General features: G+C 66.4%; 16 protein-coding genes. 10 read left to right on the top strand and 6 right to left on the bottom strand.

Annotated elements, in window-relative coordinates:
* Nucleotides 1–4 precede the first annotated feature (4 nt).
* The 5 genes from E5P3_RS15720 to E5P3_RS15700 are packed head-to-tail and all read left to right on the top strand — an operon-like array spanning nt 5 to nt 6,431.
* Entirely contained in the window at nt 5–1,867 is a 1,863-nt protein-coding gene (locus E5P3_RS15720) for a GMC family oxidoreductase (RefSeq protein ID WP_162586822.1), read from the top strand.
* A 59-nt stretch (nt 1,868–1,926) separates the two neighbouring features.
* Nucleotides 1,927–2,358, top strand: a complete 432-nt coding sequence (locus E5P3_RS15715) for a hypothetical protein (protein ID WP_162586821.1) — start codon at nt 1,927–1,929, stop codon at nt 2,356–2,358.
* 24 nt (nt 2,359–2,382) lie between these two features.
* Nucleotides 2,383–3,681, top strand: coding sequence for a hypothetical protein (locus E5P3_RS15710; RefSeq protein WP_162586820.1), 1,299 nt, complete (start codon nt 2,383–2,385; stop codon nt 3,679–3,681).
* Nucleotides 3,682–3,727: 46 nt separating this feature from the next.
* Nucleotides 3,728–5,194 carry a Dyp-type peroxidase gene (locus E5P3_RS15705; RefSeq protein WP_162586819.1) on the top strand — a complete coding sequence of 489 codons (1,467 nt, stop codon included), beginning with the start codon at nt 3,728–3,730 and terminating at the stop codon, nt 5,192–5,194.
* A 7-nt stretch (nt 5,195–5,201) separates the two neighbouring features.
* Complete coding sequence (locus E5P3_RS15700) at nt 5,202–6,431, top strand: hypothetical protein (RefSeq protein ID WP_197893969.1); 1,230 nt, start codon at nt 5,202–5,204, stop codon at nt 6,429–6,431.
* A gap of 9 nt (nt 6,432–6,440) precedes the next feature.
* Here E5P3_RS15700 and E5P3_RS15695 read toward each other — a convergent pair whose 3' ends face one another.
* The 5 genes from E5P3_RS15695 to E5P3_RS15675 all read right to left on the bottom strand — a co-directional run bounded on the left by E5P3_RS15695 (nt 6,441) and on the right by E5P3_RS15675 (nt 11,044).
* The gene (locus E5P3_RS15695) at nt 6,441–7,787 is read right to left on the bottom strand and encodes an MATE family efflux transporter (protein ID WP_162589704.1); all 1,347 of its coding nucleotides are present in this window, start codon (nt 7,785–7,787) and stop codon (nt 6,441–6,443) included.
* A 134-nt stretch (nt 7,788–7,921) separates the two neighbouring features.
* A complete protein-coding gene (locus E5P3_RS15690; protein ID WP_162586818.1) occupies nt 7,922–8,485 on the bottom strand; it encodes a DUF2239 family protein in 564 nt (187 codons plus the stop codon).
* 210 nt (nt 8,486–8,695) lie between these two features.
* A complete protein-coding gene (locus tag E5P3_RS15685) occupies nt 8,696–9,421 on the bottom strand; it encodes an MFS transporter (protein ID WP_162586817.1) in 726 nt (241 codons plus the stop codon).
* A gap of 6 nt (nt 9,422–9,427) precedes the next feature.
* On the bottom strand, nt 9,428–10,225 hold the full coding sequence (locus tag E5P3_RS15680) for a 2OG-Fe(II) oxygenase (RefSeq protein ID WP_162586816.1): 798 nt from the start codon (nt 10,223–10,225) through the stop codon (nt 9,428–9,430).
* 6 nt (nt 10,226–10,231) lie between these two features.
* Entirely contained in the window at nt 10,232–11,044 is an 813-nt protein-coding gene (locus E5P3_RS15675; protein WP_232073151.1) for a 2OG-Fe(II) oxygenase, read from the bottom strand.
* 178 nt (nt 11,045–11,222) lie between these two features.
* Here E5P3_RS15675 and E5P3_RS15670 point away from each other — a divergent pair, with 178 nt between their 5' ends.
* The gene (locus tag E5P3_RS15670) at nt 11,223–12,113 is read left to right on the top strand and encodes a LysR family transcriptional regulator (protein ID WP_232073150.1); all 891 of its coding nucleotides are present in this window, start codon (nt 11,223–11,225) and stop codon (nt 12,111–12,113) included.
* Nucleotides 12,114–12,116: 3 nt separating this feature from the next.
* Here E5P3_RS15670 and E5P3_RS15665 read toward each other — a convergent pair whose 3' ends face one another.
* Nucleotides 12,117–12,983 (bottom strand): LysR family transcriptional regulator, encoded by an 867-nt coding sequence (locus E5P3_RS15665; RefSeq protein WP_162586814.1) that lies wholly within the window; start codon nt 12,981–12,983, stop codon nt 12,117–12,119.
* Between the two features lie 136 nt (nt 12,984–13,119).
* Between E5P3_RS15665 and E5P3_RS15660 the strand changes: the two genes are divergently transcribed.
* The 4 genes from E5P3_RS15660 (at nt 13,120) to E5P3_RS15645 (ending at nt 16,805) form a co-directional block, all read left to right on the top strand.
* Nucleotides 13,120–13,992, top strand: coding sequence for an NAD(P)-dependent oxidoreductase (locus tag E5P3_RS15660; protein WP_269473980.1), 873 nt, complete (start codon nt 13,120–13,122; stop codon nt 13,990–13,992).
* A 2-nt stretch (nt 13,993–13,994) separates the two neighbouring features.
* A complete protein-coding gene (locus E5P3_RS15655) occupies nt 13,995–14,921 on the top strand; it encodes a DMT family transporter (RefSeq protein WP_162586812.1) in 927 nt (308 codons plus the stop codon).
* Between the two features lie 67 nt (nt 14,922–14,988).
* Entirely contained in the window at nt 14,989–16,056 is a 1,068-nt protein-coding gene (locus E5P3_RS15650; RefSeq protein ID WP_162586811.1) for a cupin domain-containing protein, read from the top strand.
* Nucleotides 16,057–16,265: 209 nt separating this feature from the next.
* A complete protein-coding gene (locus E5P3_RS15645; RefSeq protein ID WP_162586810.1) occupies nt 16,266–16,805 on the top strand; it encodes an iron-containing redox enzyme family protein in 540 nt (179 codons plus the stop codon).
* Nucleotides 16,806–16,929 lie beyond the last annotated feature (124 nt).

Genomic DNA, 16,929 nt, shown 5'->3' with positions numbered 1-16,929 from the left:
CTCGATGACCGAACCCGAATGGGACTATGTGATTGTCGGCTCCGGCCCCGGCGGCGGCACGCTGGCTGCGCGGCTGGCCGAGGCCGGCATGCGGGTCTTCCTGATCGAGGCCGGCGGCGATCCGCGGGCCTCGGCGCCGCGCCTGCCGGAAGACTACGACGTGCCGGCCTTCCACGCCTTCGCCTGCGAGAACCCGGCCATCAGCTGGAACTTCCGCGTGCGCCACTATGCCGACGAGGCGCGGCAGGCACGCGACTGGAAATACAAGGCAGGGCAGGGCGTGCTCTACCCGCGCGCAGCGGCGCTGGGCGGATGCAGCGCGCACAACGCGATGATCTTCATGTTGCCGCACGCGTCCGACTGGAACCACATCGCGCGGCTGACCGGCGACCGCTCGTGGCGCGCCTCGCGCATGCGCCGCTATGCCCAGCGCATCGAGAACTGCGGGCACCGCCCGCTGTGGCGGGCGCTGCGCCATGTGGGGCTCGATCCGACAGGGCACGGCTGGGGTGGCTGGCTGCGCACGGAGAAGGCGATCCCGCTCACGGTGCTGGGCGACGACGGCCTGATGCGCGTGCTGCGCGACTCCGCCGGCGTGTTCGCCGGCAGCCTGCCCACGCCGGTGCGCAGCACGTTGCGCTGGCTGCGCGGCGGGCTGGGCGACCCGAACTCGCGGCGCCTGTGGCCCGGCAGCTTCGAGGGGCTGTGCTACACGCCGCTGTCCACCTCGGCGCATCGGCGCGCGGGCATCCGCGAGCGGCTGCTGGAGGTGGCGAAGAAGCATCCGGGCCGGCTGCACATCGAGCTCGATGCACTGGCCGCGCGCGTGCTGTTCGACGAGGCCGGCGCGGCCTGCGGCGTGGAGTACCTCAAGGGCGCGCACCTGTACCGAGCCCATGCGGCGCCGAGCACGGACGCGGGTCAGCGGCGCGAGGCGCGGGCGCGGCGCGAGGTGATCCTCTCCGGCGGCGCCTTCAACACGCCACAGCTGCTGATGCTCTCTGGCATCGGGCCGCAGGAGGAGCTGCGCCGGCACGGCATCGCGCTGCGTGCGGCGCTGCCCGGCGTCGGGCGCAACCTGCAGGACCGCTACGAGATCGCCGTCACGCACCGCATGCGCCGGTCGTGGGAGGTGCTGGAGGGCGCGCGCTTCGACCGCGACGACACGCTGTGGCGGCGCTGGGACGAAGGTCGCCTCGGCATGTACGCCTCCAACGGCGCGGCGCTCGGCGTGGTGCAGCGCTCGAGCTTCGCGGCGCAGCCGGGCGCGGAGCCTGATCTTTTCTGCATGGCCCTGCTGGCGCGCTTCGAGGGCTACTTCCCCGGCTTCTCCACGCTGATACGGGAGCAGCCCGACCAGCTGACCTGGGCCGTGCTGAAAGGCCATACGCGCAACCGCGCCGGCACGGTGCGCCTGCGCTCGGCCGACCCGCGCGACATGCCGCTGGTGGACTTCCACTTCTTCGACGAGACCGACGACCCCGGCGCCGAGGACCTGGGCGCGGTGGTGCAGGCGATCCGCCTGGTGCGCCGGATGACGGCGCCGCTGCTGGCCAAGGGCTGGATCGCAGAGGAAATCGCGCCCGGCCCGGCCGTGCAGAGCGACGAGGCCCTGGCCCACTATGTGCGTGACACCGCCTGGGGCCATCACGCCTCCTGCTCCTGCGCGATCGGCCCGCGGGAGCAGGGCGGGGTGCTCGACGGCAACTTCGCGGTGCACGGTGTGCCGCGGCTGCGCGTGGTCGATGCCTCGGTGTTCCCGCGCATTCCAGGTTTCTTCGTCGCTTCGGCGGTCTACATGGCCGCGGAGAAGGCGGCGGATGCGGTGCTGCGCACGGCCGCGCGCACACCACTTTCGGCAAATTGACGGCCCGCGACCCTGGCCGGACACTTGGACGACGGGGTCTTCACTCGAGGAGATGGCGCATGGCCTACGACGTACAGCAACTGCTCGACATGACCCAGCAGCAGCTCGACGAGCTCTTCACCGCCAGCCCGGCGGGCGAGATTCCCTCCGGCGAGGCGGAGGGCACCGCGATCATCGCGCCCGGCACCCGCTACACCGAGTCGATCGCGAAGATGATCAACTTCTTCGGCTGGCAGGGGAAGGTCTTCGACCCGGCCAACGGCGTGCTCAAGAACAAGGTCAGCCCCTTCGGCATCCAGGCCATCGTGGCCAAGGTGTACAAGGGCGACAGCTGGCTGGACCAGAAGGAATGCATCGTGCTCGACTATTCCAAGACCTCGGTGGTGGCCCACTGGATCCGCGACGAGATCCGGCTGATCTCGCCGGCCTTCTACCTGGGCAAGGTGTACTGGGGCAAGGAGCGGCTCATCGACTTCTGCCTCAAGTTCTAGGGCGCTGATGTCCGCTTCGACGCAGTGACTCCGCAATCGCACTTCGTGGTGGTCGCCGCCATCGCCCCCGGACGCGAAGCAGGGCTGCGCAAGCTGCTCGCCACCATGACCCTCGCGCCGGGCACGGCCGACCCGGCCAATGCGGTACTGCCGTTCGGCGCCTTCGAGCGATTGCATTTCGCGCGCTTCGCGATACTGGGCAACGGGACGATGGCGGACTTCGAAGTCTTCGGGCTGCCGCGGCCCAAGCTGCCGACTTACCTGCTCTTCATGGGCGACTGCGACGGCTCGGCCGAAGCGCAGCTGGCCGAGATGGTGCAGCACGCAGGGGAGGGCCTGCGCCGCATCTTCTCGCACTGTCGCGGCCTCGACCTGCGCGATGACCTGCTCGAGTGGCTGATCGAGCATGACCGGCCGGTGGCCGCACCGTACGTCAACCGCATCGGCCGCACCGTCCGGCAGATCCGCGAGGAGAGCGCGCTGCAGCGGGCGCTGGCAGCGCGGGTGCCGCGCGGCGTGCGCGACGCGGCGGTCGACCCGCAAACGCTGCGGCGCGAACTGCTGAACTTCGTGCGCGCCCAGCAGGCGGCCGGCCGGCTGCTGCTGACGCCGCCGGCGCCGACGCCGCTGGGCTGGTGGGCGCGCAATGCGCTGCATGCCATCGGGCTGCCGTTGGCGGCGTTGCTGTTGTCGCCGCTGCTGCTGATCGTGCTGCCGTTTTTTCTCGTGCTGCTGCGGCGGCACGAGCGCACCGACCCTGAATACTGCCCGCGTCCGCGCGCGGCCGCGGTGAGCGAGATGCAGGAGCTGGAGGACCACGGCCCGAGCAACAGCTTCACCGCGCTGGGGGCGGTCAAGCCGGGCTGGTTCCGGCGCGTGCTGGTGCAGGTGCTGCTGCTCGCGATCGCCTGGGCCTGCCGCCATGTCTTCGGGCGCGGCCACCTGGGACGCGTACGCACCATCCACTTCGCGCACTGGGTCTTCCTCGACAACAAGATCCGCGTGCTGTTCGTCAGCAACTACGACGGCAGCCACGAGGCCTACATGGACGACTTCATCAACAAGGTCGCATGGGGCCTCAACCTGGTCTTCAGCAACGGCTTGGGCTGGCCCCGCACTGCCTGGCTGATCCGGCAGGGCGCGCGCCGCGAGCTGCCCTTCAAGTACTACCAGCGCGGCCACCAGCTGCCGACCGAGGTCTGGTACAAGGCCTACCCCGGCCTCACGCTCAGCGACCTGGAGCGCAATCGGCGCATCCGCGAAGGCTTCGAGCAAGTGGGCATGAGCGATGCGGAAGCGCTCGCGTGGCTGAGGTTGATATGAGCAGGGGCATGAGCCGCACGGCCGCTCCGAAGGCGAAGGTACTCCAGTGACCCAGGTCGACTTCGAGGACATCCAGGGCCTGGTGCGCTATGGCTACAAGCACCTGACGCAGGCCTGCTTCCTGCTGCTGCGCATCCACGATGCCGAGGCCGCGCGCGCCTGGCTCGCGCGTGCGCCGGTCACCCCGGCCGTCGAACGCCAGCCGCCGCCGAGCACCGCTTTGCAGATCGCCATCAGCGCCCCGGGCCTGCACAAGCTGGGCGTGGCACGCTCCATCGTCGAAGGCTTCTCGGCGGAGTTCCTGGCCGGCATGAGCAGCGATGCCAGCCGGGCGCGGCGGCTCGGTGACCTGGGGGCGAACGATCCCGCCGGCTGGCAGTGGGGCGGCGCGCCGCACGAAGTGCCGCATGTGCTGCTGATGCTCTATGCGGTGCCGGGCCAGTTCGACGCCTGGCTCGCCACCGTGCGTGGCGAGTGCGCAGCCGGCTTCGAGGAGATGGACTGCCTCTTCACCGCCCGGCTGCGCGAGACCGAGCCCTTCGGCTTTGTCGATGGCATCTCGCAGCCGCGCGTCGACTGGGAGCGCAGGCGTCCGGCGCGCGACGAGGAGCAGTTCGGCTTCACCAACCGGTCCTGCCTCGGCGAGTACCTGCTGGGCTATCCCAACGAGTACGGCGCCTACACCGATCGCCCCCTGCTGGAGCCGCAACGCGACCCCGACACGATGCTGCCCCGTGCCGAGGATGCGCCCGGGATGGCCGACCTGGGGCGCAACGGCAGCTACCTGGTGATGCGCCAACTGCGCCAGGACGTGGGCGGCTTCTGGCAGTTCCTCGATCGCCAGGCCGGCGGCGACCCGGTCCTGCGCCGGCGTCTGGCGGAGGCCATGGTCGGCCGCAAGATGGATGGCGGCGAGGCGCTCGTGGGGCCTGGCCGGGAGCACATCGACGGCATCGACGAGGACGCCCACCGGCGCAACGGCTTCACCTACCGCAGCGATCCCGACGGCCAGCGCTGCCCGCTCGGTGCGCACATCCGCCGCGCCAACCCGCGCAATGCCGACCTGCCGCCGGGCTGGGCGAATCCGCTCTCGCGCCTGTGGCGGCGGCTGGGCTTCGGCGCGGACCCGCTGCGTCCCGACCTGGTCGCCTCCACCCGCTTCCATCGCCTGCTGCGCCGCGGCCGCGAATATGGCGGCGGGCCGGGCGAGGAGACGGGGCTGCATTTCATCTGCCTGGGCGCCAACATCGCGCGCCAGTTCGAGTTCGTCCAGAACGCATGGCTGGCGGGGACGCGCTTCGATGGTCTTTCCGGCGAGTCCGATCCGCTGCTGGGCCATCGGCTGCCGGATGCGGATGGCAGCCCGACGGACGGCTTCTCGATGCCGGTGGGCACGGGGCCGGATCGCCGGCTCTCGGGCCTGCCGCAGTTCGTGACCGTGCGGGGCGGGGGATACTTTTTCATGCCCGGTATTCGCGCGCTGCGTTACCTGTCGAAGGGACAGTCCTCGTGAGGAGAACATGACCAATTCGAACGCCAGTCGCCCCGCGCCGCGCGCCAACACCGGCTCGGCGCTGAAGAACTTCGTCAGCGACTCCGGCATGGCGCTCCTGCGGCTGGAGCGGCGCTTCGATCCCTTCGTGCGTCCGGCCTTCGACGCGCTGCTGCGCGACCCGCTGGCGCGCCTGACCACGGCGCTGATCAACAGCCGCCGCCCGAACGAGGGCCTCGCGATCGCGGAAGAGAAAGCGCTGCCCGGCGAGGAGCAGTTCGTCGACTCGATCGTGCGCAGCTTCACGCAGCAGATGCGCGACCTGTGGAAGCCCGGCGGCTTCGAGCGCGGCGGCAATACCAAGACCCAGGGCATCGTGCGCGGCGAGTTCATCGTGCACGACGACATCCCCGCGCAGATGAAGAGGGGCATCTACGCCAGGCCTCAGCGCTTCCGCGCCTGGGTGCGCTTCTCGGGCCCCGGGCCCTACATCACGCCGGACATCGAGGACGTGGGCTTCATGAGCATCAGCATCAAGCTCATGGGCGTGCCCGGCCCGAAGCTGATGGAGGAGGAGCAGCACACGCTGGACATGTTCGGCGTTTCCACGCCCACCTTCGTCACGCCCGACGTCAAGGCGAATGCGGCGCTGCAGATCGAGAGCGTAAAGAACGCGCAGATCTTCTACTTCGTCAACCTGCGCGAGTCGCATGTGCTCGACCTGGTCATGCAGTCGCTCTTCATCAAGACGCAGTCCAGCCCGCTCGAAGCGCCGTACTTCAGCTGCGTGCCCTACCTGCTGGGCGAAGGGCAGGCGATGCAGTACTCGGTATGGCCGAAGTCGACCACGCGCACGCCGATCCCGCGCCTGCCGCTGCGCCCACCCGACGACTACCTGCGCCAGGCGATGGCCGCGACCCTGGGCAGGCAAGAGGTGGAGTTCGACATCCGCCTGCAGCTGCAGACCGATCCGCACCGGATGCCGATCGAGAACGCGGGCGTGCTGTGGCCTGAGAAGCTGTCGCCGCGCGTCAGCGTGGCGACGCTGCGCATCCCGAGGCAGAGCTTCGATTCACCCGCGCAGATGGAATTCGCGAAGAAGCTCTCGTACAACCCCTGGCACACCATTGCCGAGCACCGGCCGCTGGGCAACCAGAGCCGGGCGCGTCGGCGGATGTATTGGGAGCTGTCGAAGCTGCGGCATGACATGAATGCGGTGCCGCACTACGAGCCGACGGGAGACGAGGTGTTCGAGTAGGGACGCCCCTCAAATCAGCCTGCGGATCGCCTTCTTGCGCCACACGAACCGGTAGTAGCTCGCCTGCAGCGTCAGCATCGCCGCAAAGGCCACCGGGTACGACACCCAGATCCCGTTGAGCCCCATCCGATGGCTGAGCCACCATGCCACAGGCACCTCGATCAGCGCGATGCAGAAGATCGAGATCGAGGTCGGCACCAGCACCGAGCCGCTGGCGCGCATGATCCCCGACAGGGCAGCGCCCATGCCGAAGATCACCGTGCTCCACAGCATGATGTGCAGCAGCGTCTGCGCCACCTCGATCACCGGCTCGCTCGTGATGAAGAAGCCCATCAGCGGCCGCGAGAACAGGTAGCCCAGGAGCACCAGCCCGCCGGTGAGGACCAGGTTCATCATCAGTGCGGTGCGCGCGATGGCGCCCAGCCGCTGCACCTGGCCGGCGCCGATGGCCTGCGCGCCCAGCACCGAGGCAGCGATGGCGATCGAGATGGCCGGGAACTGCACGTAGGCCACCACCTGGTTCACCGCACCGTAGGCCGCGGTGGCGCCCGAGCCGTAGGTGTTGACGAAGGAGAGCAGGGCGAGTTCGGCCAGCGAGACCACGATCATCTGCACGCCGGTCGGCACGCCCACCTTGAGCACCGCCTTCAGCAGCGCCGGCCGCACGCGCAGGTGCCGCACGAAGCCGGCGTCGGGCGCCAGCGGACTCTTCTTGCGCCTCAGGTGGAAGGCGAGCCACGTCGTCGCGACCACGAAGGAGATCACGGTGGCCCAGGCGCCGCTGGCCACGCCCATCTGCGGCAGGCCGAACCAGCCGCGGATCAGCGCCGGCGTGATCACCAGGCCCAGCGCGGTGGAGATGATCAGCGTGTAGAGCGGCGCCACCGTGTCGCCCACGCCGCGCAGCATCGCGGTCGAGAGCAGGAACACGAAGAGGCCCGGCATCGCGATCAGGACGATGCGTGCGTAGCGCGTGGCATCGGCCAGGATGTCGGGCGGCGTGCCCAGCGCGGCCAGCATCGGCTGCGTGAAGGCGCCCCCGAAGACCGCGACGCACAGCCCGAACAGCACACCCACGGTCAGCGTGGTGCCGGCGACGGCGCGCGCCTTCTCGGGCTCGCGCGCACCCCAGGCCTGGCCGATCAGCACCGAGGCGCCGGCACCCAGGCCGATGGTGAAGGCGATGAAGAAGAACATCACCGGAAAGAAGCTGGACACCGCGGCCAGCGCGCCCACGCCGATCATCTGGCCCAGGTAGACGTTGTTGAGCGTGCCGGAGAGCGACTGCAGGATGTTGCTCAGGAGCATGGGCGCGAGGAAGACCAGGAAGGTCTTCCACAGGGGGCGTGAAGCCATGGCCGCCGCGCGTGGATTGGTCTTGGAGGCGATCTGCGGCGGCACCGGATCGGTCACCGTCGCCGGCGGGGCGACGATCTCGCCGGTGTGCTCCACGTCGTCGGGCTCCGTCGGCCGGGCAGGCGCCGCCCGGTTCATTGGCCGCTCCACGCCGCGGCCGCCAGTCGCTGCAGGTACGCGCGCACGTCCTCGGGCCATGCAGACAAGAGCTCCGCGAAGCGCGTGCCTTCGCCGGCGAACAGCGCGCGCGCCGCTTCTTCGAAGCCCGGCAGATCGCCCGCGATGGCGCTCATGAAGCGGTAGGCGGCCTCGCGCGAGGCGCGCTGCGCGTCGCGGTCGGCATGCACGCGGCGCGCCTCGTCGATCAGCCGGCGCAGCGCCACCGAAGCGCCGCCGGGCTGGCGGCTGAGCCAGTCCCAATGGCGCGGGAGCAACGTGACCTCGCGGGCGACCACGCCGAGCTTGGGGCGGCCGACGCCGCGGGTGGCTTGCTCGTCGGTAGCGGGGCCGTCCGGAGCGGCGGACGCGTCTTCGCGCAGGTCGAGATCGAGGCGCTCCCCGGTGGCGTCATCGAAGACGAAGACCGGCTGGGCATCGGCGCGCCATCGCAGCTGGGCGATGACCTCGGCGCGGGAGCCGGCAGCGACGCGCTCGAAGCCGGCGAAGGCGGTGAGGGTGGGATCGGGAACAGAGGACATGGCGCGAATAATACCCGGGCAAAACGCGTTTCGCAATCTACCCGGGTGAAAAGTTTGCGCGAGTCCTCCCCTGGACGTCCCATGCGACCCGAGGCCCGTCGTGAGTTCGGCAAGGGGCTGCCCCGATGCCGCCGGCTCCTGCCCTGGGCGGTCAGGCGTTGGCTGGCACTGGCCTCTGAGTGGTCAGGCCTTGAAGCAGCCAGAGATAGCTCAGGCAACAGGCCAGCGCCAGGACCGCGAACACCGCGCGGTAGGCATCGACGACGGGCGCTGCCTGGAGCCAGTCCAGGCCCGCGCCGACGCACCACTGTGTGGCGAAGACGCCGGCGAACAGCAGCAGGTTGAATGCGCGGGCGCCGATGGGGTTTGCATGGCCGGCACTTGCCACGCCGTTCCGAGCACCGTCAGCGCAAAGAGGAGGGCGAGCACGAGGAACAGCGATCTCCAGCCGTAGAGCGGCAGGGCCCATTGCACCGGCAGCGTGGCGGTCAGCAGACCCAGGGATCCCACCATCAGCATCCATGCATTGGCGCTTTGTTGCTGGCTGCCGTGCAACCACAGGCGTGCTCCGGTGAGCGGCGCGATCAGGCACGCGCTCACGCCCACGCCGCAGATGAAGCGCGCCAGCAGCAAGGACGCAAAGCCCCCCGCCATCGCAAAGGCGATGCAGCTGAGCGCCGCCGCGGCCAGAGAGAGACTCAACACGCGCCGGGGTCCGACTCGGTCCAGCCAGTTGCCCAGCGGCAACTGCAGCATCGCGAAGCCCAGGAAGTAGGCGCCGCCGAGCAGGCCGAGTTGGCTCGACGAGAGCGCGAACTCCTGGGTCAGCGCCGGCGCCAGTGTCGCTGTCACGCCGCGCACCAAGGATGAGAGGAAGTAGCCCAGTGCGAAGACGGCGAAGACGACAAGCGCCCGGCCCCTGGTCATCGGCGTCATCTGTCGTCAGCTCCAGAAGGTCAGCGGGTGCGAATCACCACGGAAGCCGAGAAAGCAAGACAGGGTCAGCCGGTCAGAGCCGGCGCCAGGGGCCACCGCGTGCAGCTTGCGCGCGTTGAAAAGAATCAGGTCGCCCATTTGCGGCTTCACGACGATATCTGGCGCGCCCAGCGGTTCGATGTCCATGCCGTGCTTGTCGCCGCGTCGACGCAGGAATTCCGCATCCGTGATCTCGTCGCGCCACATCATGAGCTCGCCGCCCTGCTGCGGCACATTGACGTAGACGCTTGCAGCCAAATGCATCAGGACATCGGTGGCCTGCGGGTCGCAGTGCACGAGCCGCGCGAAAAGATCGTGCTGAGCGAGGAACGGCATGTCCGCGCGCAGATTGCAGGACATGCCGACGAACATCTTGCGCCCGAACAGGGACTGAAGACCTGCGCCCGAAGGCCAGAGTTCGTCGACCACACATCGAAAGACATCGATGGGGGACGGGTAGGGCGCACAGGCATCGCGCAAGACGCGGATGTTGGATAGTGCAGTGGCGAAGTAGTGATCGATAGCCGCACGCGTGGCCCCGAACGAAAAGAGTGACGGGAAGGGAGTCCCGATCCAGCCGCTGACGTACCCAAAGCCTTGGCTGCGCAGGCCGCGCGCGATGAGGTCGCACTGAGCGGTGGACATGAACTCGGGTATGCGCACGATCAGCGCTTTGCGACTCGCCAGCGCCTGCAGCGCCTGATGGCTCAGCCCCTCGGGGAACGTGAGCAGATCGCGAGGCTTTTCTTCGATGACGTTGGACATGGTGTCTCAGCTCCAGAAACTCAGGGGATTGGATTCGCCGCGGTAGCCGACGAAGCAGGACAACGCAAGGCGGCTGCGCCCGGTCCCGGGCGAAACGGCATGCATCTTTCGAGAATTGAAGATCAGGAGGTCGCCCGGCGCAGGCCGCACCCTGACATCGGGCGGGCCCAGTCGATCGATGGGAATGCCATAGTCCTCGCCCCGCATCTTGTTGAATGCCGCCGGCGCAATCTCGCCCTTCCACATCAGCAGCGCACCACCGGCACCGGGCATCTGCATGTAGATGTTGGCGCCGAACTGGGCGCTCAGGCTGGTGGCCTCGGGTTGTCGCGGGGCGTCTTCCGCGAAGATGTCGTGGTGTGCCAGGAAGGTGGTGCCGGGCTCGAGGCAGCGCGAGAGGCCGACGAACATCTTGCGGCCGCTCAGGGATTGCAGGCGCGCGCCCTGCGGCCAGATTTCGTCGAGCGTGCAGCGCAAGGTGTCGATTGGCGAGCAGAAGGGCGCGCAGGTGCGCCTGAAGTCGGAGAGATTCTGTGGCGCCAATGCGAAGCAGTCGTCGATGAGCTCAGGCTTGCCTTCGGTCTCGTAGAACGCCATGCCGGTGCGTCGCACATTGGGGACGTTCAAGTACGGCGAATAGCCGAGGTACTCGGCGCGTTGCGCCAGGAGCGCGCAGGTGGTCGCGTCGACGAAGCCGCGTACGTGCAGCACCATGGCCGGGCCTTTTGCCAGGACTACGAGGGCCCGGGCGCTGAGTTCGTCACGTCTCGCGGACAGAATGAACTTCGAGTCGTGCTCATCATCGATGAACGTGTCCATGTATGAGGTCTCCCTGATTTGCCGTGATGTTGCGAGGCCGCGAAGACTGAGCTCGCGTGCGTTGAAGGCCGGCAGTTTGCGCTCGTCAACCCTGATTGAGAATGCGCACCTCAGGCATGACACTGAGGAATAAATTTCTGCAATAGGGAGGATCGACATGCTGGGAATGGAGTGGCTTTTGACCTTTACCGAGACCGTCAAGCACGGCTCGTTCGCCGCCGCGGCGCGAGAGCTCGGGACCACACCCTCGACGGTCGCCAAGGCCGTGGGCCGGCTTGAATCCAAGCTGAGGCTGCGGCTTTTTCATCGCACTACTCGACGCGTGACGCTGACCTCCGATGGCGAGCGGCTGTTCGACCGCTGCCGGCGCGTCATCGCCGAACTCGAAGGGCTTCAGGCCGAAGCCTTGGGCACGCTGACCAAGCCCTGCGGAACCCTGCGGGTGGACCTGCCGGTCGTGTTCGGTCGCGAGCGCGTGATGCCCGCGATCGTCCAGCTCGCGGCCAAGCATCCGGAACTGCGGTTGGATGTGCGGCTGTCGGATGCCTTCGTCGATCTGGTCGAGGAGGGCGTGGACCTGGCGATCCGCATCGGCGCCATGGCGGACTCGCGCCTGGTGGCGAGGCGCATCGCGAGCCAGGACTGGGTCCTGTGTGCCGCGCCGGCCTACCTGGACGCCCATGGCCGTCCAGAAGATGTGTCGGCCCTGGCCGGACACCGGGCGATCCTGTTTCGCATGCCGACCAGCGGCCGCGACCAGGTCTGGCACTTTCGCGAAGGCCGGCGCCAGCGCGACTTTCGCGCCGTGGCCCAGTTCCGGTTCTCCGATGGCGAAGCCATGGCCCAGGCCGCCGAACTGGGGCTGGGTGTCGCGCAACTGCCCGACTACATGGTGAACCGCCAGTTGGCTGCGGGCACCTTGATCGAGCTCCTGCCGACCTGCCGCCCCCCCAGCACGCCGATCCACGCGGTGATGCCGGCCAACCGGATGGTGCCGGCGCGGGTGCGGGCGATCCTGAAAGAATTGACGCCGCTGGCGTCAGCGTCGGCGCAGCGCCGCGTCGCGTGATGCCTAGACGTTGTAGCTCTCCAGCAAAACGGAGGAGAGAGCCTGGATCTTCATCTGCGGGGAGTCTTTGCGCCAGACGAGCCGGGTCTTGGCGTGGCCGAACTTCGAGCCCAGCTTGTGGATGCTTAGCCGGTCGCGCTCCGAATAGCCTTCGAGCACGCTGAGCGGTACCAGGGCCACGCCCATGCCGACGGCGACGCAGCCCAGGATCAGGTGGTAGGAGCCGACTTCGACAATCCGCTCGGGCATGACGCGGCCACGCGCGAACCATTCCTCGATTCGCCTGCGATGAGGGCAGCCCGGATGGAAAGCGAGGATGGCCCTTGAGCACACGTCCTTGGGCGACGTGATGGACGCATGCCTGGCCTCGGCGACGATGACGAGCTCCTCGTCGTAGATCGCCTGCGTCGCGAGGCGCCGATCGGACACCGGGTCTGCAATCAGGGCCGCATCCAGCTCCCCCTTGATCACCCGGTTGACCAACTCCCGCGGATCGCCGGTATAGAGCTCGAGCGCCACTTCCGGATAGCGCTCGTGAAAACGTCCCAGCGGCTCGGGCAGGCGTACTGCAGCCGTACTTTCCATTGCACCGATCCGCAGCACGCCGGTGGGGCGGTCGGTCCTGACCGCGCTGGCCGCCTGCTTGGCCAGTTCCAGCATCTGGTCCGCGTAGCCCACCAGAATCCTGCCGGCAGGAGAGAGCTGAAGGCGGCGTCCTTCGCGCAGGAACAACTGCACGCCCAGCTTCTCCTCGAGCACGCGAACGCGTGCCGTCACGCTCGATTGAGCCCGATGCAACACCTCGGCGGCACGCACCACGCCACCTGATTGCACGACGGTCCTAAAAATCTGCAAATCGGAAAACTCCATATATCACTCCCTGCGAACGATTCGTTCTCGATAACTCATTTCACGTCACACCCTTCCCATCTTAGAGTCACGGCACGCGACAACACCAGCCCCGTGGTGCGGCGGATCAACTTGATAACGGAGAAATCGCAGCGTGATGAAAATTGCACTCATCGGTGTCGGCGTCATGGGCGAGCCCATGGCCAGGAACCTCAAGAAGGCGGGTTTCGCCGTCACGGTCTACAACCGCACGCCCAGCCGCTGCGACGTCCTCCGGCCGCTGGGCATCGAGATTGCGGACTCAGCCCGCCAAGCCATTTCATCTTCGGAAGTCGTCATCGTCATGGTGCCGACCCACGCGGAGGTCGACCAGGTGCTTGGCCGAACGGCCAATGGCGCAGTCGGGCTGCCGGTTCAGGGCAAGACGATCGTCCTGATGGCCACCGTCGCACCGGAATATTCGCAAGCATTGGGCACTGCTCTCTCCGACGCGGGTGCGCGGTACGTAGAAGCGCCGGTCTCGGGCTCGAGGCTGCCGGCCGAAGCGGGTCAACTCGTGGTTCTGGCCTCCGCAGCCCATGCCCATCACATCGATGAGATCCAATCCATGTTCGATGCGATCGGCAAGAAGACCGTGCGATGCGGCCCGGTACCCACGGCGATGCGCATGAAGCTGGCCAATCAACTGCTGCTCATCGCTTGGTTCGAGGCGATTTCCGAGGCCACTCATTTCGCGGCCGGCATTGGCTTGGACGTGCAGGAGTTCCTCGACATGGCCCTGGCGAGTCCCCTGGCCAACGATGTGCTGCGCTCGAAGGTGGCCAAGCTCGCGGCCAACGATTTTGCACAGCAGGCACCGATCCGGCACGTCGCCAAGGACATCGGCTTGGTGTGCGACGAGGCCGCTCGGGTCAACATCTGGCTGCCAATTGCCGCTGCCAATCGCGCACTGTTTGCCAAGGCCATGCAAGCCGGCCAGTCGCAGGATGACGCCATCGGCATCATCAAGCTTCTGCGCGCGGGCCATTGATCATGTCGGCGATTCCCGTTCCAGTTGCCGGCTCGTCCGGAAGGCAGACACTGACCGCCGGTGTTCTCTGCGGCCTCGCCGTCGCGTTGATCTGGTCCGGCTGGGCCGTGGCGACACGCTTCGCCGTCACCACCAGCTTGGGACCGCACGACGTGACTTTCCTTCGCTTTGGCGTGTCCGCACTGTTGCTATGGCCGATTCTTGTCCGCAAGGGTCTGGGCATCGCGCAGATCGGCGCCGTGCGCCTGCTGGTGATGGTCATGGGCGCCGGCGTGCCGTTCATGATGCTGGGCTCGCTCGGCATGCGTTTCGCGCCCGCATCGCACGTCGCGACGCTCATGATTGGAATGATGCCGATCTGGGTGGCCGTGCTATCGGGACTTTTCTTTGGCGAGAAATTCACGCGCAAGCAGCTGGGAGGGATGGCCATTGTCGTGATCGGCGTGCTCTGCATCGGTGGCTATGCGCTGGTTGCGCATCGAGCGGCAGGGGAATGGCGCGGCGACTTGCTGTTCCTGGTGGCGGGCCTGTGCTTCGCTAGCTTCACGATTGCGCAGCGACGCGCCGGCATCAGCCCATGGCATGCCACCGCTCTGGTCAATGTCTGTTCGGCTGTCCTCTTTGCGCCGATCTACTTCCTCTGGTTGAAGCCCAACATCTTCGAGGCACCGTTGAGCACGGTGGCGTTCCAGGTGTTGGCGCAGGGCGTTGCGGTCGCGATCCTGGGAATGTTCTTCTACACGGAAGCTGTGCGTCGTCTGGGCGCCCCGAGAGCGGCGATCTTCGGTGCGCTCGCGCCGGCTCTCGCCGTTCTGATCGGCATGTTCGTGCTCGACGAAGTTCCGGCTCCGTTAACCTTGGCAGGGATCGGACTGGTCATGACCGGAGTCGCACTGGTCGTGACTGGTGCGCGAAAAGTCCCAGGTTAAGGTTAATCATTCGAAGCTGTCACATATGCGGCAAGACAAAACACAGAGATGTTCATGGGAGATATGCATGCAGTCTGAAGTAACCAGAGATGAGCGGCCTGGAGGGCGACTTCATTCCAAGCAAGCCATCGCACGCGCAGAACGATTTGACGCCTTGCCCGCTGTACCCATCCTGCGCATGCTCAGCGCAGGATGGACAACTCACGAAGACCGCTTATTCATCATTCCCATTCTTGCATGGACACACGCCGAGCTACTCGAAGGACCTGGCGCTCACGCTCTTCGGGCTGAAGGCGAGAACTCCGTCGCCTATTTGGCTGTTCTGATGGGGGACTATCAGCGACAGAGGTACCAGACTGCACTTCGCCAGATCGGCGCCTCTGCGATCGGCGGCAGCGCGGCAGCCCCCACGTTCGCAAGGCATTTCGTAAGCGCCGTGCTTGCGCTGTACGCGGGCATTCCAACGCAAGAGAGAAGCGCCCTTATCCGTGCAACCGTGCATCTCTCGGCTCTGTCTCTCGCGGCCGTTGAGGAGGCCATTGCGAAGTCTACCGATGTCGAAGCACGGCCGGACATCCAAGGCATACCTGCAACGGCAGTGAGTCTTTGCGGTGACGTGAACTACGCGGTTCTGGATCAACTCTTGACCCATCAGCTCGAATTCCTGTCTGATCTCTTTGCCATGATGCGGCTTGCACGCATGGAGTGTTCCATCGAGCGCATTCAATCCCGAAGAAGTCTTGAGAATGAGATCGAGCCCCCGATAGCTCTTTACCCTGGCGCCGGGGAAATCATGTGTACCCAACTCGACGACACACGGGGAATCCAGTTCACGGTCGAGCGATATCCCTGCACGGCGGAGGTACTGGATCCCCGTGTCGTGCGCATTCCTGCGGGCAAGTGCAACAACCGGCACAAGCACGCTCATGAGACCCTCTTCTACTTGATCTCGGGAACTGGCAAGGTCCTCGTGGGCGAGATCTGGGTGCAGGTCGGGCCGGGCGATGCGGTGTTTTGCCCGCGCTGGGCCATTCATCAGACACACAACACTGGAACAGATGAATTGGTTTTGCTCGCGATCACCGACTACTACCTCACCAACCAGATTTACGTCGGCAAATACGAAAAGATATGAACGCTCTCGTCATTCGATCGGCTAACCCAGAGATTACCCATAGGAAGGAGACGTGCAATGCAGGAGTTTTGGAAACGCGCGGAAGCGAGCCGGATGGAGGCTGAGTTTCTGGCAGATCACAAGCTGCGGACGCTTCAGACGTTGCCGATGGAGTCGTTGAGGCGCATCTTTGTTCAGTATCCTACTTCACGATCTATTACATCGCTGACATGGCCTTGCTTGTCCATCGCTTGCCCTTCGGCAAGCTGCGCAGCCTACTGGCCGAGTTCCTGAGTGAGGAGCTCGGCGTCGGCAGTGCGCCAGATGCCCATCCTAATCTCTATGACGCCTTTCTCCTGAGCGTCGGCGCTGATCCTGCAGATTGCAAGCCTATCGAAAGCAATATCGCTTTACTCGAAGATATCAGCCAGCGCATGCTCCAAGAGTCCTGCGCCCAAGGTATCGGGCTTCGTGGCTTGGGTGGGGAATGCCTCTGCCAGCAGTACCTCGCAGCGATGCATCTGCATTTCAGCCGCAACCCGGCCATTGTTGCAATTGCTGACGGAGTCGATTGGCGCTTTTGGGACATTCATAGCGGAGAGATCGACATCCTGCATCGAGTCCGGCTGCGTGCGGCGATCGATGAAGAGATCATCCAATCGCCCGAGTGCGAGCAAGAGATCCGTATTGGCTATGAGATGGCCAAAACAGCATGGGATCAGTTTTGGACCAATATCTTCGAGGCGGAGTCCTGTACGAGCTTGGCTTGATTCCCGATCCGCCTGAGCGCTCTCCATAGCGCGGCACCTCCTCGGAGTGACGAATCCAGCCGTTCGGCATGGTTCGCTGTTAAACGTTGCCCTTCTGAAGACACTGACGGCACTGGGCAAAGCC

The organism is Variovorax sp. RA8 (assembly GCF_901827175.1).
Classification (GTDB): Bacteria; Pseudomonadota; Gammaproteobacteria; order Burkholderiales; family Burkholderiaceae_C; genus Variovorax.
Note: the sequence above shows the minus strand (reverse complement) of the source record. Positions and strands in the feature narration are given on the sequence as shown.

Excerpts from the sequence above, each read along its gene's own strand:
- E5P3_RS15720 (WP_162586822.1), top strand. The coding sequence starts at position 5 with ATGACCGAACCCGAATGGGACTATGTGATTGTCGGCTCCGGCCCCGGC.
- E5P3_RS15715 (WP_162586821.1), top strand. The coding sequence starts at position 1,927 with ATGGCCTACGACGTACAGCAACTGCTCGACATGACCCAGCAGCAGCTC.
- E5P3_RS15700 (WP_197893969.1), top strand. The coding sequence starts at position 5,202 with ATGACCAATTCGAACGCCAGTCGCCCCGCGCCGCGCGCCAACACCGGC.
- E5P3_RS15695 (WP_162589704.1), bottom strand. The coding sequence starts at position 7,787 with ATGGCTTCACGCCCCCTGTGGAAGACCTTCCTGGTCTTCCTCGCGCCC.
- E5P3_RS15690 (WP_162586818.1), bottom strand. The coding sequence starts at position 8,485 with ATGTCCTCTGTTCCCGATCCCACCCTCACCGCCTTCGCCGGCTTCGAG.
- E5P3_RS15685 (WP_162586817.1), bottom strand. The coding sequence starts at position 9,421 with ATGACGCCGATGACCAGGGGCCGGGCGCTTGTCGTCTTCGCCGTCTTC.
- E5P3_RS15680 (WP_162586816.1), bottom strand. The coding sequence starts at position 10,225 with ATGTCCAACGTCATCGAAGAAAAGCCTCGCGATCTGCTCACGTTCCCC.
- E5P3_RS15675 (WP_232073151.1), bottom strand. The coding sequence starts at position 11,044 with ATGGACACGTTCATCGATGATGAGCACGACTCGAAGTTCATTCTGTCC.
- E5P3_RS15665 (WP_162586814.1), bottom strand. The coding sequence starts at position 12,983 with ATGGAGTTTTCCGATTTGCAGATTTTTAGGACCGTCGTGCAATCAGGT.
- E5P3_RS15660 (WP_269473980.1), top strand. The coding sequence starts at position 13,120 with ATGAAAATTGCACTCATCGGTGTCGGCGTCATGGGCGAGCCCATGGCC.
- E5P3_RS15655 (WP_162586812.1), top strand. The coding sequence starts at position 13,995 with ATGTCGGCGATTCCCGTTCCAGTTGCCGGCTCGTCCGGAAGGCAGACA.
- E5P3_RS15650 (WP_162586811.1), top strand. The coding sequence starts at position 14,989 with ATGCAGTCTGAAGTAACCAGAGATGAGCGGCCTGGAGGGCGACTTCAT.
- E5P3_RS15645 (WP_162586810.1), top strand. The coding sequence starts at position 16,266 with ATGGCCTTGCTTGTCCATCGCTTGCCCTTCGGCAAGCTGCGCAGCCTA.